The sequence below is a fragment of the Vibrio pelagius genome, from assembly GCF_024347575.1.
Taxonomy (GTDB): Bacteria; Pseudomonadota; Gammaproteobacteria; order Enterobacterales; family Vibrionaceae; genus Vibrio; species Vibrio pelagius.
On sequence record NZ_AP025503.1, the window covers coordinates 1341716 to 1356636 of the forward strand.

General features: G+C 44.6%; 13 protein-coding genes and 1 pseudogene. 3 read left to right on the top strand and 11 right to left on the bottom strand.

Annotation, left to right across the window (positions count from 1 at the left end; all coding sequences use genetic code 11):
• Window positions 1-59: 59 nt before the first annotated feature.
• Window positions 60-884, bottom strand: coding sequence for a DUF2797 domain-containing protein (locus vsple_RS06025; protein ID WP_255230887.1), 825 nt, complete (start codon window positions 882-884; stop codon window positions 60-62).
• A gap of 180 nt (window positions 885-1064) precedes the next feature.
• Between vsple_RS06025 and vsple_RS06030 the strand changes: the two are divergent.
• Window positions 1065-1259 (top strand): annotated as a pseudogene (locus vsple_RS06030) (diguanylate cyclase domain-containing protein); the annotation flags it as partial.
• 181 nt (window positions 1260-1440) lie between these two features.
• Here vsple_RS06030 and vsple_RS06035 read toward each other — a convergent pair.
• The 3 genes from vsple_RS06035 to vsple_RS06045 form a co-directional block, all read right to left on the bottom strand.
• The gene (locus vsple_RS06035) at window positions 1441-2811 is read right to left on the bottom strand and encodes an SLC13 family permease (RefSeq protein ID WP_261882967.1); all 1371 of its coding nucleotides are present in this window, start codon (window positions 2809-2811) and stop codon (window positions 1441-1443) included.
• 197 nt (window positions 2812-3008) lie between these two features.
• Entirely contained in the window at window positions 3009-3737 is a 729-nt protein-coding gene (locus vsple_RS06040; RefSeq protein ID WP_261882968.1) for a SanA/YdcF family protein, read from the bottom strand.
• A 146-nt stretch (window positions 3738-3883) separates the two neighbouring features.
• A complete protein-coding gene (locus tag vsple_RS06045) occupies window positions 3884-5572 on the bottom strand; it encodes an NAD-dependent malic enzyme (protein WP_255230883.1) in 1689 nt (562 codons plus the stop codon).
• Window positions 5573-5756: 184 nt separating this feature from the next.
• Between vsple_RS06045 and vsple_RS06050 the strand changes: the two genes are divergently transcribed.
• Entirely contained in the window at window positions 5757-8147 is a 2391-nt protein-coding gene (locus vsple_RS06050) for a helicase-related protein (protein WP_261882969.1), read from the top strand.
• Between the two features lie 206 nt (window positions 8148-8353).
• Window positions 8354-8731, top strand: a complete 378-nt coding sequence (locus vsple_RS06055) for a transporter (RefSeq protein WP_255230881.1) — start codon at window positions 8354-8356, stop codon at window positions 8729-8731.
• 151 nt (window positions 8732-8882) lie between these two features.
• Here vsple_RS06055 and vsple_RS06060 read toward each other — a convergent pair whose 3' ends face one another.
• The 7 genes from vsple_RS06060 to vsple_RS06090 all read right to left on the bottom strand — a co-directional run bounded on the left by vsple_RS06060 (window position 8883) and on the right by vsple_RS06090 (window position 14831).
• On the bottom strand, window positions 8883-9986 hold the full coding sequence (locus vsple_RS06060; protein ID WP_261882970.1) for a phosphoribosylaminoimidazolesuccinocarboxamide synthase: 1104 nt from the start codon (window positions 9984-9986) through the stop codon (window positions 8883-8885).
• A 232-nt stretch (window positions 9987-10218) separates the two neighbouring features.
• Entirely contained in the window at window positions 10219-10641 is a 423-nt protein-coding gene (locus vsple_RS06065; RefSeq protein WP_261882971.1) for a SulA-like leucine-rich domain-containing protein, read from the bottom strand.
• Window positions 10642-11059: 418 nt separating this feature from the next.
• Window positions 11060-11248 carry a hypothetical protein gene (locus vsple_RS06070; protein WP_255230878.1) on the bottom strand — a complete coding sequence of 63 codons (189 nt, stop codon included), beginning with the start codon at window positions 11246-11248 and terminating at the stop codon, window positions 11060-11062.
• A gap of 165 nt (window positions 11249-11413) precedes the next feature.
• Window positions 11414-12427: a J domain-containing protein gene (locus vsple_RS06075; protein ID WP_255230877.1), complete on the bottom strand. Its 1014-nt coding sequence runs from the start codon at window positions 12425-12427 to the stop codon at window positions 11414-11416.
• Window positions 12428-12489: 62 nt separating this feature from the next.
• The gene (locus vsple_RS06080; RefSeq protein ID WP_032549227.1) at window positions 12490-13158 is read right to left on the bottom strand and encodes a YiaD family glycine zipper/OmpA-like lipoprotein; all 669 of its coding nucleotides are present in this window, start codon (window positions 13156-13158) and stop codon (window positions 12490-12492) included.
• A 119-nt stretch (window positions 13159-13277) separates the two neighbouring features.
• Window positions 13278-13967 carry a DUF2786 domain-containing protein gene (locus vsple_RS06085; RefSeq protein WP_261882972.1) on the bottom strand — a complete coding sequence of 230 codons (690 nt, stop codon included), beginning with the start codon at window positions 13965-13967 and terminating at the stop codon, window positions 13278-13280.
• 180 nt (window positions 13968-14147) lie between these two features.
• The gene (locus tag vsple_RS06090; protein ID WP_255230875.1) at window positions 14148-14831 is read right to left on the bottom strand and encodes a DUF3334 family protein; all 684 of its coding nucleotides are present in this window, start codon (window positions 14829-14831) and stop codon (window positions 14148-14150) included.
• Window positions 14832-14921 lie beyond the last annotated feature (90 nt).

A 14921-nucleotide genomic window follows, 5' to 3' on the forward strand; every position in this document is an offset into this window, starting at 1 on the left:
CCGAGTAAACAAAAACGCCCAGTGAAAGCTTTCACTGGGCGTTTTTATGTGGAATGTTACTAAGCTGAGACTTCTACTTCGTAAGAGCCGAATTTACGAATGTTGATCACGCCCGTATCAAGAATCAGATATTGGCCTTTAATACCTTGCAGTACGCCACTTACTTCTGGGTTTTTGTCGAAGTTGTGTGATGTGATCTTCACCGGGTGTTGTTCAACAGGGTAGCTCAGGGGTGTGATACTTTCATTCAGAACCTCAATGGCATCATCACCAAATGTAGCTTTGATTTCCTGAATTTTGTCTTCCACAAGAGGCAGCAACTCTTTCGCGCGTTCAACCAATTCGATGTTGTCGCCATCACCTTTCAAAAGTGTGCGCCAGTTGGTTTTATCTGCGATATGTTTTGCCAATTCAACTTCAATCAGTCCAGAAATCTGACGAGTCTTCACTTTCAAGATGGGTAGGCCTTGAGTAGCACCTTGGTCAATCCAACGTGTTGGGATCTGAGTATGACGAGTAATCCCTACCTTTAGACTTGAGGTATTTGATAGATACACGAAGTGATCAACCATACAGTTCTCTTCACCCCACTGCGGCTCGCGGCAGGTTCCTTGGTCGTAGTGACAAGTCTCTGGCTTCATGATGCACATGTCGCAGCTGGCTAGCTTCTTCATGCAAACAAAGCAGTGGCCTTGAGAGTAACTTTTCTTGGTTTTCTTACCGCAAGAGCAGCAGAAAATATTGCCTGTGTGGGTGAGGTTAATGGTTTTGCCGATCAGAGGGTTTAATTCTACAAACTCTTCGCCGACCGGTAGACGATACGTAACTGTACCATCAAGAGAAGCACTCATTTTTTTGAGTGTTCCTTTCGCTAATAAAGACATGACATTACTCGTGCGTTTTTGATTTTATTTCGCGATCTAGCCGTAGCCTTTGCCGCATTGATTATCCAGTCAGTATACCAAATAGAGATGCTCTAGGTACGTAATATTGATACGAGACAAGGTGTTTGAGCTTTTATTGAGCACCTTCTAAATTAGAGTATGCTCTAAATTTCTATTGCAGAAGCTCAAGCCAAAGCCGAGAAAATTCGAACTATTGTGGGGCAACACTTATGGATTCACGGAGATCCTTTGACCTGCAGTATTGGTGTTGCCCAAATGAAACAGGAGCGGATGACAGAAACTATTGCTAGGGCAGATGAGGCACTTTATCAAGCCAAGCATTCAGGCAGAAACCAAGTGGTGGTGAGTCAGTAACACTAGAGTTTTGACTGGCTATTTAGCGGGGGATGTAACGAAGGGAATCGAAAAAGAGGTGGCGCGTGAGGCCACCAAAGGGAAAGCATGCCTGCCTTATTTTCAGTCTGTGGCAGGCTATGATTATGGAACGGGTTGCTAGGGGGAATCACAACCCGTTAGTGTGGAGCAGGAGTGTGAATTACCAGAAGATCCAAGCGAACAGTGTTAGTGCCATAATACATACAATGTTAAGCACCATACCGATACGCATCATCTCTTTCTGTTTGATGTGACCAGAGCCGAACACGATTGCGTTTGGTGGTGTCGCAACAGGCAGCATGAAGGCACATGATGCGGCTACTGCGATTAGTGCAGACAAGATAACTGGTGACATACCTAGTGCTTCAGCAATCGTTGCGAATACTGGAACCAGTAGTGCTGCACTTGCTGTGTTACTTGCAAACTCCGTTAGGAATACCACAAAAGCCACAACCGCTAAGATAGTCAGAAGCACGCCAGCCTGCTCTAGGAAACCACTTAGAGAGTGAGCTAGGAAAACACTTGTGCCTGTCGCTTTAAGGATGTTACTCAGACAGATACCGCCGCCAAACAGGATCAATACGCCCCAGTCTGTTGTTTTCTCAATATCTTTCCATTCGACAGCGCGAGAGGCGCCAAGCAGCACGATAGCGCCAATAGCAACTAAGCTATCAAATTTCGAAAAGCCACCGATCATTGCGTTGATTGGTTTACCGAAAATCCACAGAGTGACAGTAAGCAAGAAGATGGATAGTGTGATTTTCTTGCTGTTGGTCCACTCCACTGGCTTATGGTCTAGCTCGAAAGTGTGGTTTAGTTTCGGCTTAGTCATCACATATAGGATCACCATTGCAGTTGGTAGAAGAATGAGAGAGATAGGAAGACCTAACGCCATCCACTCCGTAAAGCTTAATCCAACTTCTGCCGCTGCGATTGCGTTCGGTGGGCTACCTACTAGTGTTGCGATACCACCAATTGAAGCACAGTAAGCGATACCAAGTAGAACGAATACATAAGTATTGCGGTCTTCACTTTGGTCGACTTTGTTCATCACACCCAAAACTAGAGGTAACATCATTGCTGTGGTGGCGGTGTTTGAAATCCACATTGATAGGCCCGCACTTACACCGAACAGCATGAAAACTGCCACTGACATTTTACCTCTAGCAATCAGAAGTACTTTGTCCGCGATCGCTTTGTCGAGCTCTTGCTTATTCAATGCTGCAGCTAACGCAAACCCACCTAGAAAAAGAAAGATAATTGGGTTGGAGAAGTTTGCCAGTGCCGCAGGGGTATTAAAGACACCAAATAAAACCGCGAGCAATGGAACAAGCAGTGCTGTGACGCTGACGTGAATCGCCTCTGTAAGCCAAAGTATGGCAACAAAGATCAAGATACTCAGACCAGTGTTGACCTGCGATTCGAATGGCAGGGTATTAATCAAGGTCGCAAACAACAAGAAATTCCCGATTAGGATCATGCTGTTGCGGGTGAACAACCAGTGTTTCAGTGTAGTAACAAGTGCCGTCATAGGGCGCTCCTTTTGTTTCACCTCTGTTATTAGGCGCGCCTATTTTTTATGTGGCGCTTATTGTGTTCGAGGTGTTTGACTTGATGTAGGGTCAGACTTTGTTGACAGAATGTTACTCAAGTTAATAAAGGAGTGTTGATGTGTTTTGTTCTTGGTGTAGCAAAGTGTGAGGCGACAAATCGAAAATGTGTAGATTTCTACACATCGGTTTGTGGATTACTGTTTTCAGGGGTTGCGCTGGGTTGAATCGGCTCTTTAGGGCCTAAAAATTTCGGTGCGGTCCCTATGATGTAGAGGTCTAAAAATGCTTTGGTTCGTGCAAAAACTTCACGCAGTCGAATAGAGAAACCAGAGTGTTTAGTTGGCCCAGAAACAGCCAAGCACTGTGCATGAATATCGTAAGAGCTCGCGATGAATAGCGCGCGTTCACAGTGAAATTTTTGAGTGATGATCAGAAAGTTATCGGTATCAAAAATCTTTTTGGCACGGACAATCGAGTCAAGGGTACGAAAACCTGCGTAGTCGAGATTGATGCGATCTTCAGGTACTCCAGCTTTAAGCAGATCGCGCTTCATGGTCCAAGGCTCATTGTAAGAGCGGTGTGCATTGTCACCACTCAGAAGAAATTGATTGATGGTACCTTGGTTATACAGATCGATAGCGGCGTCGATTCGGTGCTTATAGTATTCGTTGAGAGTACGACCTAGGTACTTACTTGTCCCTAAAACAACCGCAACCTCTCGTTGAGGAACGTCTTCAATCTGAGTAATGATACGCCCTTTAGCTTGCCAAGAAACCCAGTAATCAATGGCAATTACTGTCGCTGCCCCAATCAACACAATGATAAACACGGAAAGTAGGGTGGTTTGGATCTTTTTGCTCGCCTTGTTTAAAAGTGCAATCAAATTTGAAGAACTGAATTTCACTCGAGGTAGGGTCCTTGCGCCTGAGCATCGTTAACGAATAGTCGATAGTACCAAAAATACCTTATAAAAATGAACGATTAAGTGATCTCTAGATAAAGAAAAAGCCCCTGCTGGGCAGAGGCTTTAGAGATGATCTTCAATCTGACTTAGAAAGCAGTACGCTTATAGCGACGGTACACTGGCTGCCAGAAGTGTTGGTCGATAGCTTGCTGTAGCGCTTCTTCTGTGATCTCTAGTGCAACACCTTGCTCGATCGCTTTCTTACCAACGGCAAAAGCAATCTTTTTCGATACCGTGTGGATCTCTTCCAATGGCGGTAGAAGAGCACCAGAACCATTGATTGCTAGTGGAGAGCAAGTCGCTAGCGCACGGCTTGATTCCATCAGCATTTCGTCTGTGATGCGAGAAGCATTAACCGCTAGAACACCAAGGCCGATACCTGGGAAGATGTAGCTGTTGTTACACTGTGCGATTGGGTAAACCGTGCCTTTGTGAGTCACTGGCTCAAACGGGCTACCTGTTGCAACAAGTGCTTGACCTTCTGTCCAGCGAATGATGTCGTTTGGCGTCGCTTCAACACGGCTTGTTGGGTTCGATAGAGGGAACACGATTGGGCGTTCACAGTGAAGGTTCATCTCTTGGATAACTTCTTTGCTGAACAGACCCGGTGCCCCAGATACACCTACAAGTACAGTAGGCTTCGCGTTACGGACAACATCTAATAGAGAGAAACCAGTACCTTCTGTTTCCCAACCTTCAGTGTTCTTTTTGGTTTGAACCAGACGTTGTTGGAAGTCGAGTAGGTTTGGCATGCCCTCTTGTAGAAGACCCCAACGGTCAACCATGTAAACTTGTGAGCGAGCTTGCGCATCGCTGATACCTTCAGACACCATCTGAGCGATAATCGCTTCTGCGATACCACAACCCGCTGAACCTGCACCAAGGAATGTCACACGTTGCTCAGATAGCTTGCTACCTGCCGCTTTACAAGCCGCCAATAGTGAGCCAACTGTTACAGCAGCAGTGCCTTGAATGTCATCGTTGAAGCAGCAGATGCGGTTTTTGTAGCGCTCAAGCAGTGGCATTGCGTTCTTCTGAGCGAAGTCCTCAAACTGAACCAAAGCATCTGGCCAACGGCGTTGAACTGCTTGAATGAACTCTTCAACGAATGCGTTGTAGTCTGCGCCTGTGATACGAGGGTGGCGCCAGCCCATGTACATTGGGTCTGCTAGACGTTGAGGGTTGTTGGTACCAACATCAAGAACGATAGGTAGCATGTAAGCTGGGCTGATGCCGCCACACGCTGTGTATAGAGAAAGCTTACCAATTGGAATACCCATACCACCGATACCTTGGTCTCCCAAACCAAGAATACGCTCACCGTCCGTTACCACGATTACTTTTACATTGTGGTTAGTCGCATTGTTCAGTAGGTCATCGATACGATCGCGGTTCGGGTAAGAGATAAACAGACCACGACCACGACGGTAAATGTTAGAGAAGTTTTCACATGCCGCACCTACAGTTGGTGTGTAGATGATTGGCATCATTTCAGAGATATGATTTTGAACTAAACGATAGAAGAGTGTTTCGTTAGTATCTTGGATGTTGCGCAGATAAATGTGCTTATCCATGTCGCTTTCGAAGTTGCAGTACTGCTTGTACGCACGACCAACTTGCTCTTGAATCGTTTCTGTATTTTCAGGCAGAAGGCCTTCTAGGTTAAAAGAAGCACGCTCTTCAGCGGTGAATGCACTGCCTTTGTTTAAAAGAGGAGTACTTAGTAGTGCAGGACCCGAATATGGGATGTATAGAGGGCGTTTGTCGTTGTTCATTGGAAGCCTAATATGGGAGAAAGAAAAACGGAAAAATGATAACGGTTTAGTTATTCAATTGTAAACTGTTTATCCCTGATATAACCAAACAAAATGATGATCTCACTGCTTTACCACACTTGTCGAATATCGCGTGAAGATTTAGGTATACTTAGCTCACGTTTTTTATCTATTAACACCTTTTATGTCTCTACTACCCATCGATTGTTATGAACATGCATTTCATCAAAGCCTTCCTTTAAGTCATCTCGTTGTAGAAGCTGAAACTGGCTCTGGTAAGTCGACGCGTTTACCTGTTTGGGCGGCAAAGCACGGTCGAGTATTGGTGATTGAACCAAGGCGTATTGCATGTACTTCACTGGCGGAGTATTTGGCGACTTCCTCCGGTAAACCATTGGGAGAAGACGTAGGATATGCGATCAAGTTAGACGCCAAATACAGCGAATCGACTCAGGTGACCTTTGTCACTCCCGGCGTCGCTCTGCGATGGTTAGTAGAAGATGGGCTAAAGACGTTTGATATCGTGGTCGTCGATGAGTTTCATGAACGTCGCTGGGACATTGACTTGCTGGTTGCGATCTTAAAAGCGCGTAGCCAACATCGATTAATTGTAACGTCTGCAACAATCGAAGGAGCCAAGCTTGCTCACTATCTTGATGCAGAGCGTATCACTTGTGAAGGTCGAAATTATCATGTCTCGATTGAACATCGCGCGCTGGACTCTCGTCACTTACCTGATAGTCGTAATATCGAACGTCGCGTTGCTGATGAAGTGAAGCAACAACTAGAAGCGTGCATGGGTGACATTCTTGTTTTTCTACCGGGCAAGAAAGAGATCCTACAAACGGCTCAAATGCTGAATGCCATCGAAGAGATTGAAGTCTGTCCGCTTTATGCGTCGGTCTCCGATAGCGAGCGCAATCGCGCATTGTCCGATATTCCGCTGGATTCACCACAGCGTAAGACCAAAGTTATTTTGGCGACCAACGTAGCTGAGACCTCGTTAACCATCCCGAATATTGCGCTGGTGGTAGACTCTGGTTTGGAGCGCCGAACGGTGCAGCGCAATGGTCGAACAACGCTGACTTTAAAAGCCATATCTCGTTCAAGCGCTAAGCAGCGAGCAGGTCGTGCAGGGCGTGTTATGGACGGCCAGTGTATACGTCTATTTGGTGAACATGCGGCTCTAGAACTTGTTACACCACCAGAGATGCAACGTGAAGAGTTGATTGAGCCGATGTTAGCGGCAGCTTGTTGTCAGGTGACGTTTGAAGATTTAGACCTATTAGATGAGTTACCAGAAAAGTCATTGTTGAAAGCGAAACAGGCTTTGCTTTTGATGGAGGCGATAGATGAAAAGGGAATGGCGACAGAGCATGGTCAACGCATGTATCCTTTGCCGATTGACGCCTTGCATGCCGACATTGTTACTCGGATAAATTCTAAAGCGCTTAAAGAGGCGATGATAGATCTTACTGCAGCGCTTTCCGTTCCCGCTCGACTTTATCAACTGCCGAACAATCCAGAACATTTGGATGCTCTGTTTAAAGAAGAGAAAGAGGGGTGCGACATTGCCTTACTAATCGGTCTCGTCCGAGGTAAACAGTTCCCTCATGTTACGGTTGATAAGCAAGCTCTGTTGGAGGCTCAAGGTTTAGCGGAACAGATGCGCGAACTGTTTGAACTTCCTCAATTGGAGGTTGCTTCTCGATTCAACAGAGTCGATTTACTCAAAGAGATTTTGCGTCTGCACCCTGAGCTGGCTTTTGTACGGCGAACAAAGCGGCGTGAGGCGTTCGCCAATGGGCAGCTCGAAGTGATGTTAGGTCGGGAAAATCGAGTGCCAGACGGCAGTGAAGCTTTGCTTGTGCTCGATACCTATAGTTTACCGGGAAGAGGGGCAAAGCAGACATTGACCTTAGCAACTACGGTTGCGCCGCTCCCGCTTTCGTTGCTTGTAGATCAAGAGCTGGGAGAGTGGAAGCAAGGTGACACGGTCGTTGAAGAGAAAGCAGACCGTTCTGGGCAGGTGTATACGGTTATGTCTCTGGTTTACGCGGGTCGTGTGATCGACACCAAGCAGATCGAGGCGCAAGGTCAACTCTCACTTAAGCCTGTCATCGATATGGTTGTAAGCGAGCAGTATTTGCGAGGATTCGCGAAGCAGAGAACTCAGGAGATCAAACATTGGCAGCTGTATGTGCGAATGGGGTTGAGTGAAAGTCACGAACACTCACAAGAAATTGAAAAGCTCAACTTTGTTGATTGGTTTGCTGCGCAGTTAGAAGAGTTGGGTGTAAGCCAAGTGGATGAATTAGAGATGTTCAACGCAGAAGATATCCCGTTTGCCGGTATTCCTTATTGGGAATATGAGGAGTTTGCAGAAAAATACCCTTTCCATTTATCATTGGCCGATCTTCATATCGATGTTGAATACCTTCCTCAAAGAAAGCTTGTGTATGTTCATTACTCGAGCGGTGGACGTAAAACACCACCTAAGCGTTGGGAGCTACCAGTTTGGTCTGGTTGGCGCATTCAATATAAGAAAGCAAGTCGTGTTGTGGATGTGAAATAAGAGGAATTACTTCAATTTGTAAAATATTAATCAAATAGGCGCATATATGAGTTTTCAGTTCGTCTTTTGTTACAAAATTGATTTTTATATGCCATTTTAACCAATCAAAAGGTCATAAAAGACCATTCTTCTATATCCTATTGCTATATAGAAAGAGTTGGTGGATATTAAAAGTATATTGTGTTGCCAATGTGTCGGGGGACATCATGGATAAACAAAAAGAGACCTGTGTAGAATTTGATTACACAAACTTTCTTGGCGCGTCATGCGATAAAAAATGGACTTTTCTAGAAGCACTCACCACATTTGCCCCTGTGTTCGGTACAGTATGGAAAGATAGTATTAAAGATCTATCGACTCCGGAAGATCGTTTATGGGAAAAGGCACTCAAATCACTCTCTACGAGGAAGAGTGACGAATCAAACATCGTAGTGTTACTTAAATTGGCAAAGTTGGAAGGTATCAACGAACTGAAAGTTGTAATGCCATATTCGTTGGAAGATGAACAGATCGAGTACATTGAATCACGGAGCCACTTGGTGATCACCGGAAATTCGGCTGAAGAGTTCACAATCAAGTTATAGATAGCAAGGCGTTATCTCAACGTGGAGTTCGATGACGAATTAAGTCTAATGCTGATAAAGGGCCGCTTATCTACTTCATTAATTCATTTATTTGATTAATAAAGTGGTAAGTGGCCCTTTGAGTAACAAACCTTATTGATAAAAATGAATGTTAGTCGATTAGGTCGTACTCAGCGCGTAGGATGTCGACGATCTCTTGTTTTGGATTCTCGCTCAGTTCAATCTTACTGCCTGTGATCTTTTCAGCAATATCAAGGTAGGTGCGAGACAGGGACATTAAGGCATCAAGCGGCAGTTCGTTATCACGTGCTAATGCTTCGCGTTCAGGCATACGCTCTTTGTTAAGTAGAATATCGGCATCTGGGAAGTGGTTTAACAAGAACTGGCGGAAGCCTTCTTTCGAGTTCTCTACGATGTTGCCTTTGTTGTACTCTTGAGTATCCCAAATACGTGATGAATCTGGCGTGCCAACTTCATCCATGTAAATAAGCTTTTCATTGCCCTGAGCATCATTGACGTAACCAAACTCAAACTTGGTATCAACGAAGGTCTGATCAACCTTGCTCAATGCTTCGCTAATCACGCTAAAGCCTTCTTTGAGTAGCTTCTCGTAGTGAGCAATATCGCTCTCTTTAGTGAAGTTAAACGCAGCGAAGTTCTGCTCGATGTTCTGACGAGTGATGTTGACATCATCTGCTTCTGGTACGCCAGGAATGCCTTTCAGAATACCCTTGGTCGATGGCGTGATCAGTAGCTCAGGAAGCTTCTTATCTTTCTCTAAACCTTCTGGCATTTCGATGCCACAGAATTCACGTTCGCCATTAGCGTATGCGCGCCACATTGAACCGGTAATGTATTGGCGACAAATCGCTTCAATCATAACAGGGCGTGCTTTTTGTACGATCCAAACGAATGGGTGAGGGATATCTAGAATGTGGCTATCAGCCAGTCCGTTGTCTTTAAACAGCTTAAACCAGTGATTAGAGATAGCGTTGAGCGCGGCACCTTTACCAGGAACACCTTTCAAGCCACCTTCGCCATGCCAAATACAGTCAAATGCAGAGATACGGTCACTAATTACCATAATGGCTAACGGCGCATCAGGCGCGACATCGTAGCCTTTCTCTTTGATTAGTCTTTGACTATCTTCTTCGGTTAACCAGTAAACTGAACGAACTTTGCCACTGTGGACAGGTTTATCAGTACGGATGGGTAGATCATCATTTACGGCTAGAACTTGATCAGCGAGGCTCATTTAGACATTCCTATCTTTTATCAAACGTCGTACAGAGAAGTGCATAACACACTCGATTAGGTGGGCATTATACCCAATCTAAATTCAGCTTCCAGAGAAAAAGCAAACGTTTGCCTTTTTCTTTGAAATCTCTTTTTTATCTGCACTTTCCTAGCACTGAATTAATTGCAAAAAAACCTGCTCAATGCTGTCAGTGGTTTCAACAGTAAAGAGCAGGGCGGACAGTGTTTGATTAGTGGACATGATGCGTTGTGTTGTGTTCAACAAAGAAGACTTCACATTGGTATTGGATCGCAAGCTCACGCAAATACTGTTGACCAAATGAATCGATTTGGTTGCTTGCGATAATGGCACTCGCGTTTCGAGAGCGAATCGCTTTCTCTACAGTCTCCATTTCGCTCATTTGGCGAGAAGGTTTCATGTGAATGATGCGCTCACAGCAAATGTTGAACTGAGAGAGTTCTTTTGCTGATGGGCGAGGGGTTTGAGCAGTAAACAGTAACCACTGTTCTTGATTGGACAGCAAAGCCATACGCGCTAGCAAGTTTGCTTGGTGGCGATATTGATTAGAGCTTTGCGGCAGGTGTGATGCTGAAGAAAATGCGCATTGAACTAGCGTGCTAGAGTGTTGTGCTTTTACGTGAGCTTGAATCATTTTGCTGTCCTTATATACATGCTGTATGTGTATACAGTAGTTTTTATGGTACATAAGATCAAGAAATTTTTTGAGGGAATATTGAGCAAAACCTCGAAATCTGACTCGATATTTATATTAAGTCATTGTTTTAGATTATGTTTTTAAATTCGACTGAAATATCAAAATTTCTCATGATTAAGAAGGTTTGAGATCCATAGCACCTTTTCTATACAGGTTTATACAGTGGTTTGATAAAAGTACTGTATGAACGTTGAAAGGTGTTGTTGAGAGAGAAGGTCTCTTAAGCAGGGAAAAGGGTTTAAGGACTAAAGCGAAAGGGAGGCAATGGTGTATCGAATAGGGATGATAGATGCGGTAAGTGAGCAGGATCAAAAAAGCGCCTTGATGGCGCTTTTTTACTTCCGTGTTGAGACTACTATCTTCTCGTTGCCTCGGAGAGTTTTGCTCTCATTTCCATTTCGCCAATATTGAACTGGCGAACGTCCATGGTTGCAATGTCATTGCACTTTTCGCATGAACTATGAGACTTACCATCAAGGTAGTCATGTTTTTTTACTAGGCTTGGCTTTTTACACCAATCACATACGCCTTCAATTGTGAACATATCCTCTCCTCACCTGTATCGTCAGGTGTATTTTCGGCGTGAATTATGACACAAGTAGTACTAATAAGTTAATTGTTTGTTACCTGTTTTTGAGAGGGAGATCGTTTGCGACACCAATAGAAATGGGTTTCCGTGCACTAAGTCATCCCTGAAAGATTTTATTTGTTACGTTTTGGTAACATTTTGTAAAATTGTTTTCAGGGCTGCATTCAACCTTTTCATCTCTTCATCACTTCCTTGGCCATCAGGGTGATAAATTTTAGAGAGTTGCTTGTAGCGAAGTTTGATCTGCTTTTGTTCAGGGATCGCCGAAACATTGTATCCGAACACAGCACAGGCAAGCTGAAGGTTGTGGTGACTCTTACTACCTTGTCGTTTCTTCAGCTCTTTGTAGAGTGTGGCGATTTGGTGCTTTTGTTGTTTAAGCTGAATATCTTTGAGCTTGATTTGCTCTCGACTGATGTCTTCAGTTTTTGTACTGTCACCTTGACGCAACTTAGCGATGAGAAAGCCTGTTAAGCCAAGCAGCAAGGTAATTACAATAGCGAAACCAATGGTCAGATTTTGAGAAGCTTGGCTTTGTTGGCTAGTCGACGACACATTTACGGGAGATGAATGAGTTGGTTGTGTCGTGGCCTGCTCACTATATTGCTCATCTAGTGCTTTAAATGATGAAACTTGTTGTGAGCGTCGCTGATTGAATTGTGCTTGGAGTACTCGTTCATAAGCTTGCTGAGCTTGAGGCAGTTGAGAGCTTGCCAGGCGATACCACAATCCGGCTTGGTCAAGTCCATCAAATGACTCGGGTTTTTGTTCATAGAGCTCGCCCAAGTTGAATGCCGCTTGATGATTGCCTTCAATAGCCAGTTGTGTATACCAGAGCGCAGCAGCGTTAATATCCTTCTGAGTTCCATGCCCGGTGAGCAGCATATCTGCAGTTTGCAGTTGAGCTTGCTGGTGACCTTGTTCTGCAGCTTGAGAAAACCAATAGAAAGCCTCTTCTTCGTTTTTGATGCTCGGCTCATTCAAGTAGATCTGTGCCAGACGAAACTCGTCTTCTGAGTTACCTTGATTAGCCTTCTCTTGAAGCTGAGTCAGTTCTTGCTTTGTTATCTCTGCAAATGATTGGGCGCTAAGAAGACAAAAAAGTAGGGGAATTAAAATGACCTTGTGCAACATAGATCCATCTTTCTTGGTGGTTCCTATAAAAAAGCCCAGCGATTGGCTGGGCTTAATCGAGATTATTTCAACGGTAGAATTTGTATTTCTACGCGACGGTTACATGCTCGACCTTGTGATGTGCCATTGTCACAGATTGGGTAGCGTTCACCGTTACCACGAGCAATAGCACGGCCTGCTGCGACATCTTGAGAGATCAAGAATGCACGCACAGATTCAGCACGACGCTCAGATAGGATTTGGTTGGTAGATTCGCTACCAGTACTATCTGTGTGACCATCGATCACTAGGCTTGTGTCAGGGTACTCAACCAGAATACGGGCCACACCGCGCAGTGTTTTGTGGATGCTTGGCTCAAGAGCGTAAGAACCCGATTCAAAACCGATGCCGTTTTCTAGGCGAAGTAGCAGTTGGTTTTCGCCAACACGCTCAACTTGAACACCAGAGTTAAGTAGCTCTTGGCGTAATGCCGCTTCTTGTTGGTCGAAGTAGTAACCAATACCCCCACCGACAGCCGCGCCACCTGCAGCACCAATGAGTGCACGTTTACGACGATCTTTAGAGTCATCCCCCGTTGCTGCGCCCGCTACGGCACCAGCGATAGCACCGATCAGAGCACCTTGTGTCGCAGAGTTTGTTTCAGATTCACCTGTCGTTGCGTTTTGACGCTGAGTCGCCTGACAGCCAGTTAGAGCGATAGTCAGCGCAAGTGCTAATGTGATTTTTTTCAACGTGTTGTCTCCATGTTGTACTTCAGTCATACAGTCGATGTGTATGACAAACATATTGTTCTGTATATCCGTCGAGGAAACTTCTATTAGCGGTTTAATTTTTAAGTATATAGCCAGTCTTAAGACTTTGTTATCCGCTTGGCCTCCTGTGCACCAGCGACAGGACGGTTTACAGATAACTTACGACCCTTCTTTAACCCTACCTCATAATCAGCAGTAAGGTTTTTCATTGCTTCTTTTAGTTGTTGCTTGAAGGTTTCGCGGTCGATGTTTTTAAATTCTTTATCAATGTAGTTATTGATTTTGTTGTTTGACTCATCATCAGGCGTGATAGTCGGCAGTTTTTCCAATGCGCCTTCAACCCAGCCAGAGACAAACGAGTTTACTCGGCGAGTCACTTCAGGTGAACTCGTGCCTGAACCCGCAAAACTATTACGGAACTGGCCTGTGTGCTCATTCATTTCACGGTAGATGATGTCAAAAGCGAAGGCTGCGAATATCGCACGGTCGGCTTCACCGATGAATTCGGCGCGCTTCAGGCCTTTGTGATTGAGAAGCACTGCTTCGACACCAAATTTGGTATTGATACCACGAATGACACGTAGAAGGGTTGAGCTAATGTTAGCGGGCAGAAGATGTGTTGATTGAGTTTTCCCCATCTTGATGAATTCAATATCGTCCTTCTCGAGGCCGTATTTGAGCATCAAGTTATGCGCCATTTTGATCGCGTTAGCGGCTTCGTTAACGTTGGCTGAGTTTCCAAGCTCTAAGCACTTGGCAATTTTTTTGAGGGCTCTTTTCTTATCCATCGATCGACTAATCATTACCACATTTTTTTAAAAGTCCGACATTTTACCCGTTTTAGTGAGCAACAGAAAGTAAAAGTCTTGTTAGCAATGTGAGTGCTTGATCTAAAAGTCATCTTAGAAATGAAAACACCATCAAATTATTGATGGTGTTTTGAGAAGGTGAAAGCGAGGTTTCGATTACTAGATGCCGAGTTCGTCAAGCAAGTCTGCTGCGGCGTCGTTGTCAGACAGTTTGTTGTCTGTCTTGCCATCATTCATTTTCTTTTGAGTTGCTTCTAATATGCTGTCTGGGCATTCATCTTCAGAAATTTCAAACTCTTCAAGTTGGATAAACTCGGTTTTGTCCATTGCCAGCTCTAGGTAGAAAATGTTGTTCTTTTCAGTAGAGAAAGTCACACGGCGCGCTTGTGGGCGGTCCAAGTTTGTATCTACTGATAGGTTAACTTGCTTGTTCAGTGCTAACATTTTTGGCTGGTTCTGGGTGATGTTAGTCTGCAGCTCTTTACGTACTTTGTTGGTAAAGTCGCCAACCAATTGGTTCATCAGCTCACCCAAAACATCACCCACTTCGTCAGAGGTGTGCAGTACAGCAAGCTCATCTTCAGGCATGCCCATGTTGCGCATGTAGTTGGTGTAGATCTCTAGTGCGGCCTTTGAAGTAAAATTAATAACAACAAGGCCAGAAAATCCGCCATCGAACAGAACAAAACAACCAAAATCTGGTTTAAGGCTGGTCTTACTGATCTTTTGAACCATCGCTGAGTATTGAACAGAGGAGGCAGTTGCAGAAGTCAGTACGCTTGATACCGATTGGCAAAGTTTTAGAAGAATGTCTTCTGTTGTGACTGTCTTATTTTTTCTCATTATATTGCGCTCATGGGTATCTTTAATAAAACACCATTCAGTATACTAGTGCTGAATGAATAGAAAAGTGACTATTATTGCATTCTTGCA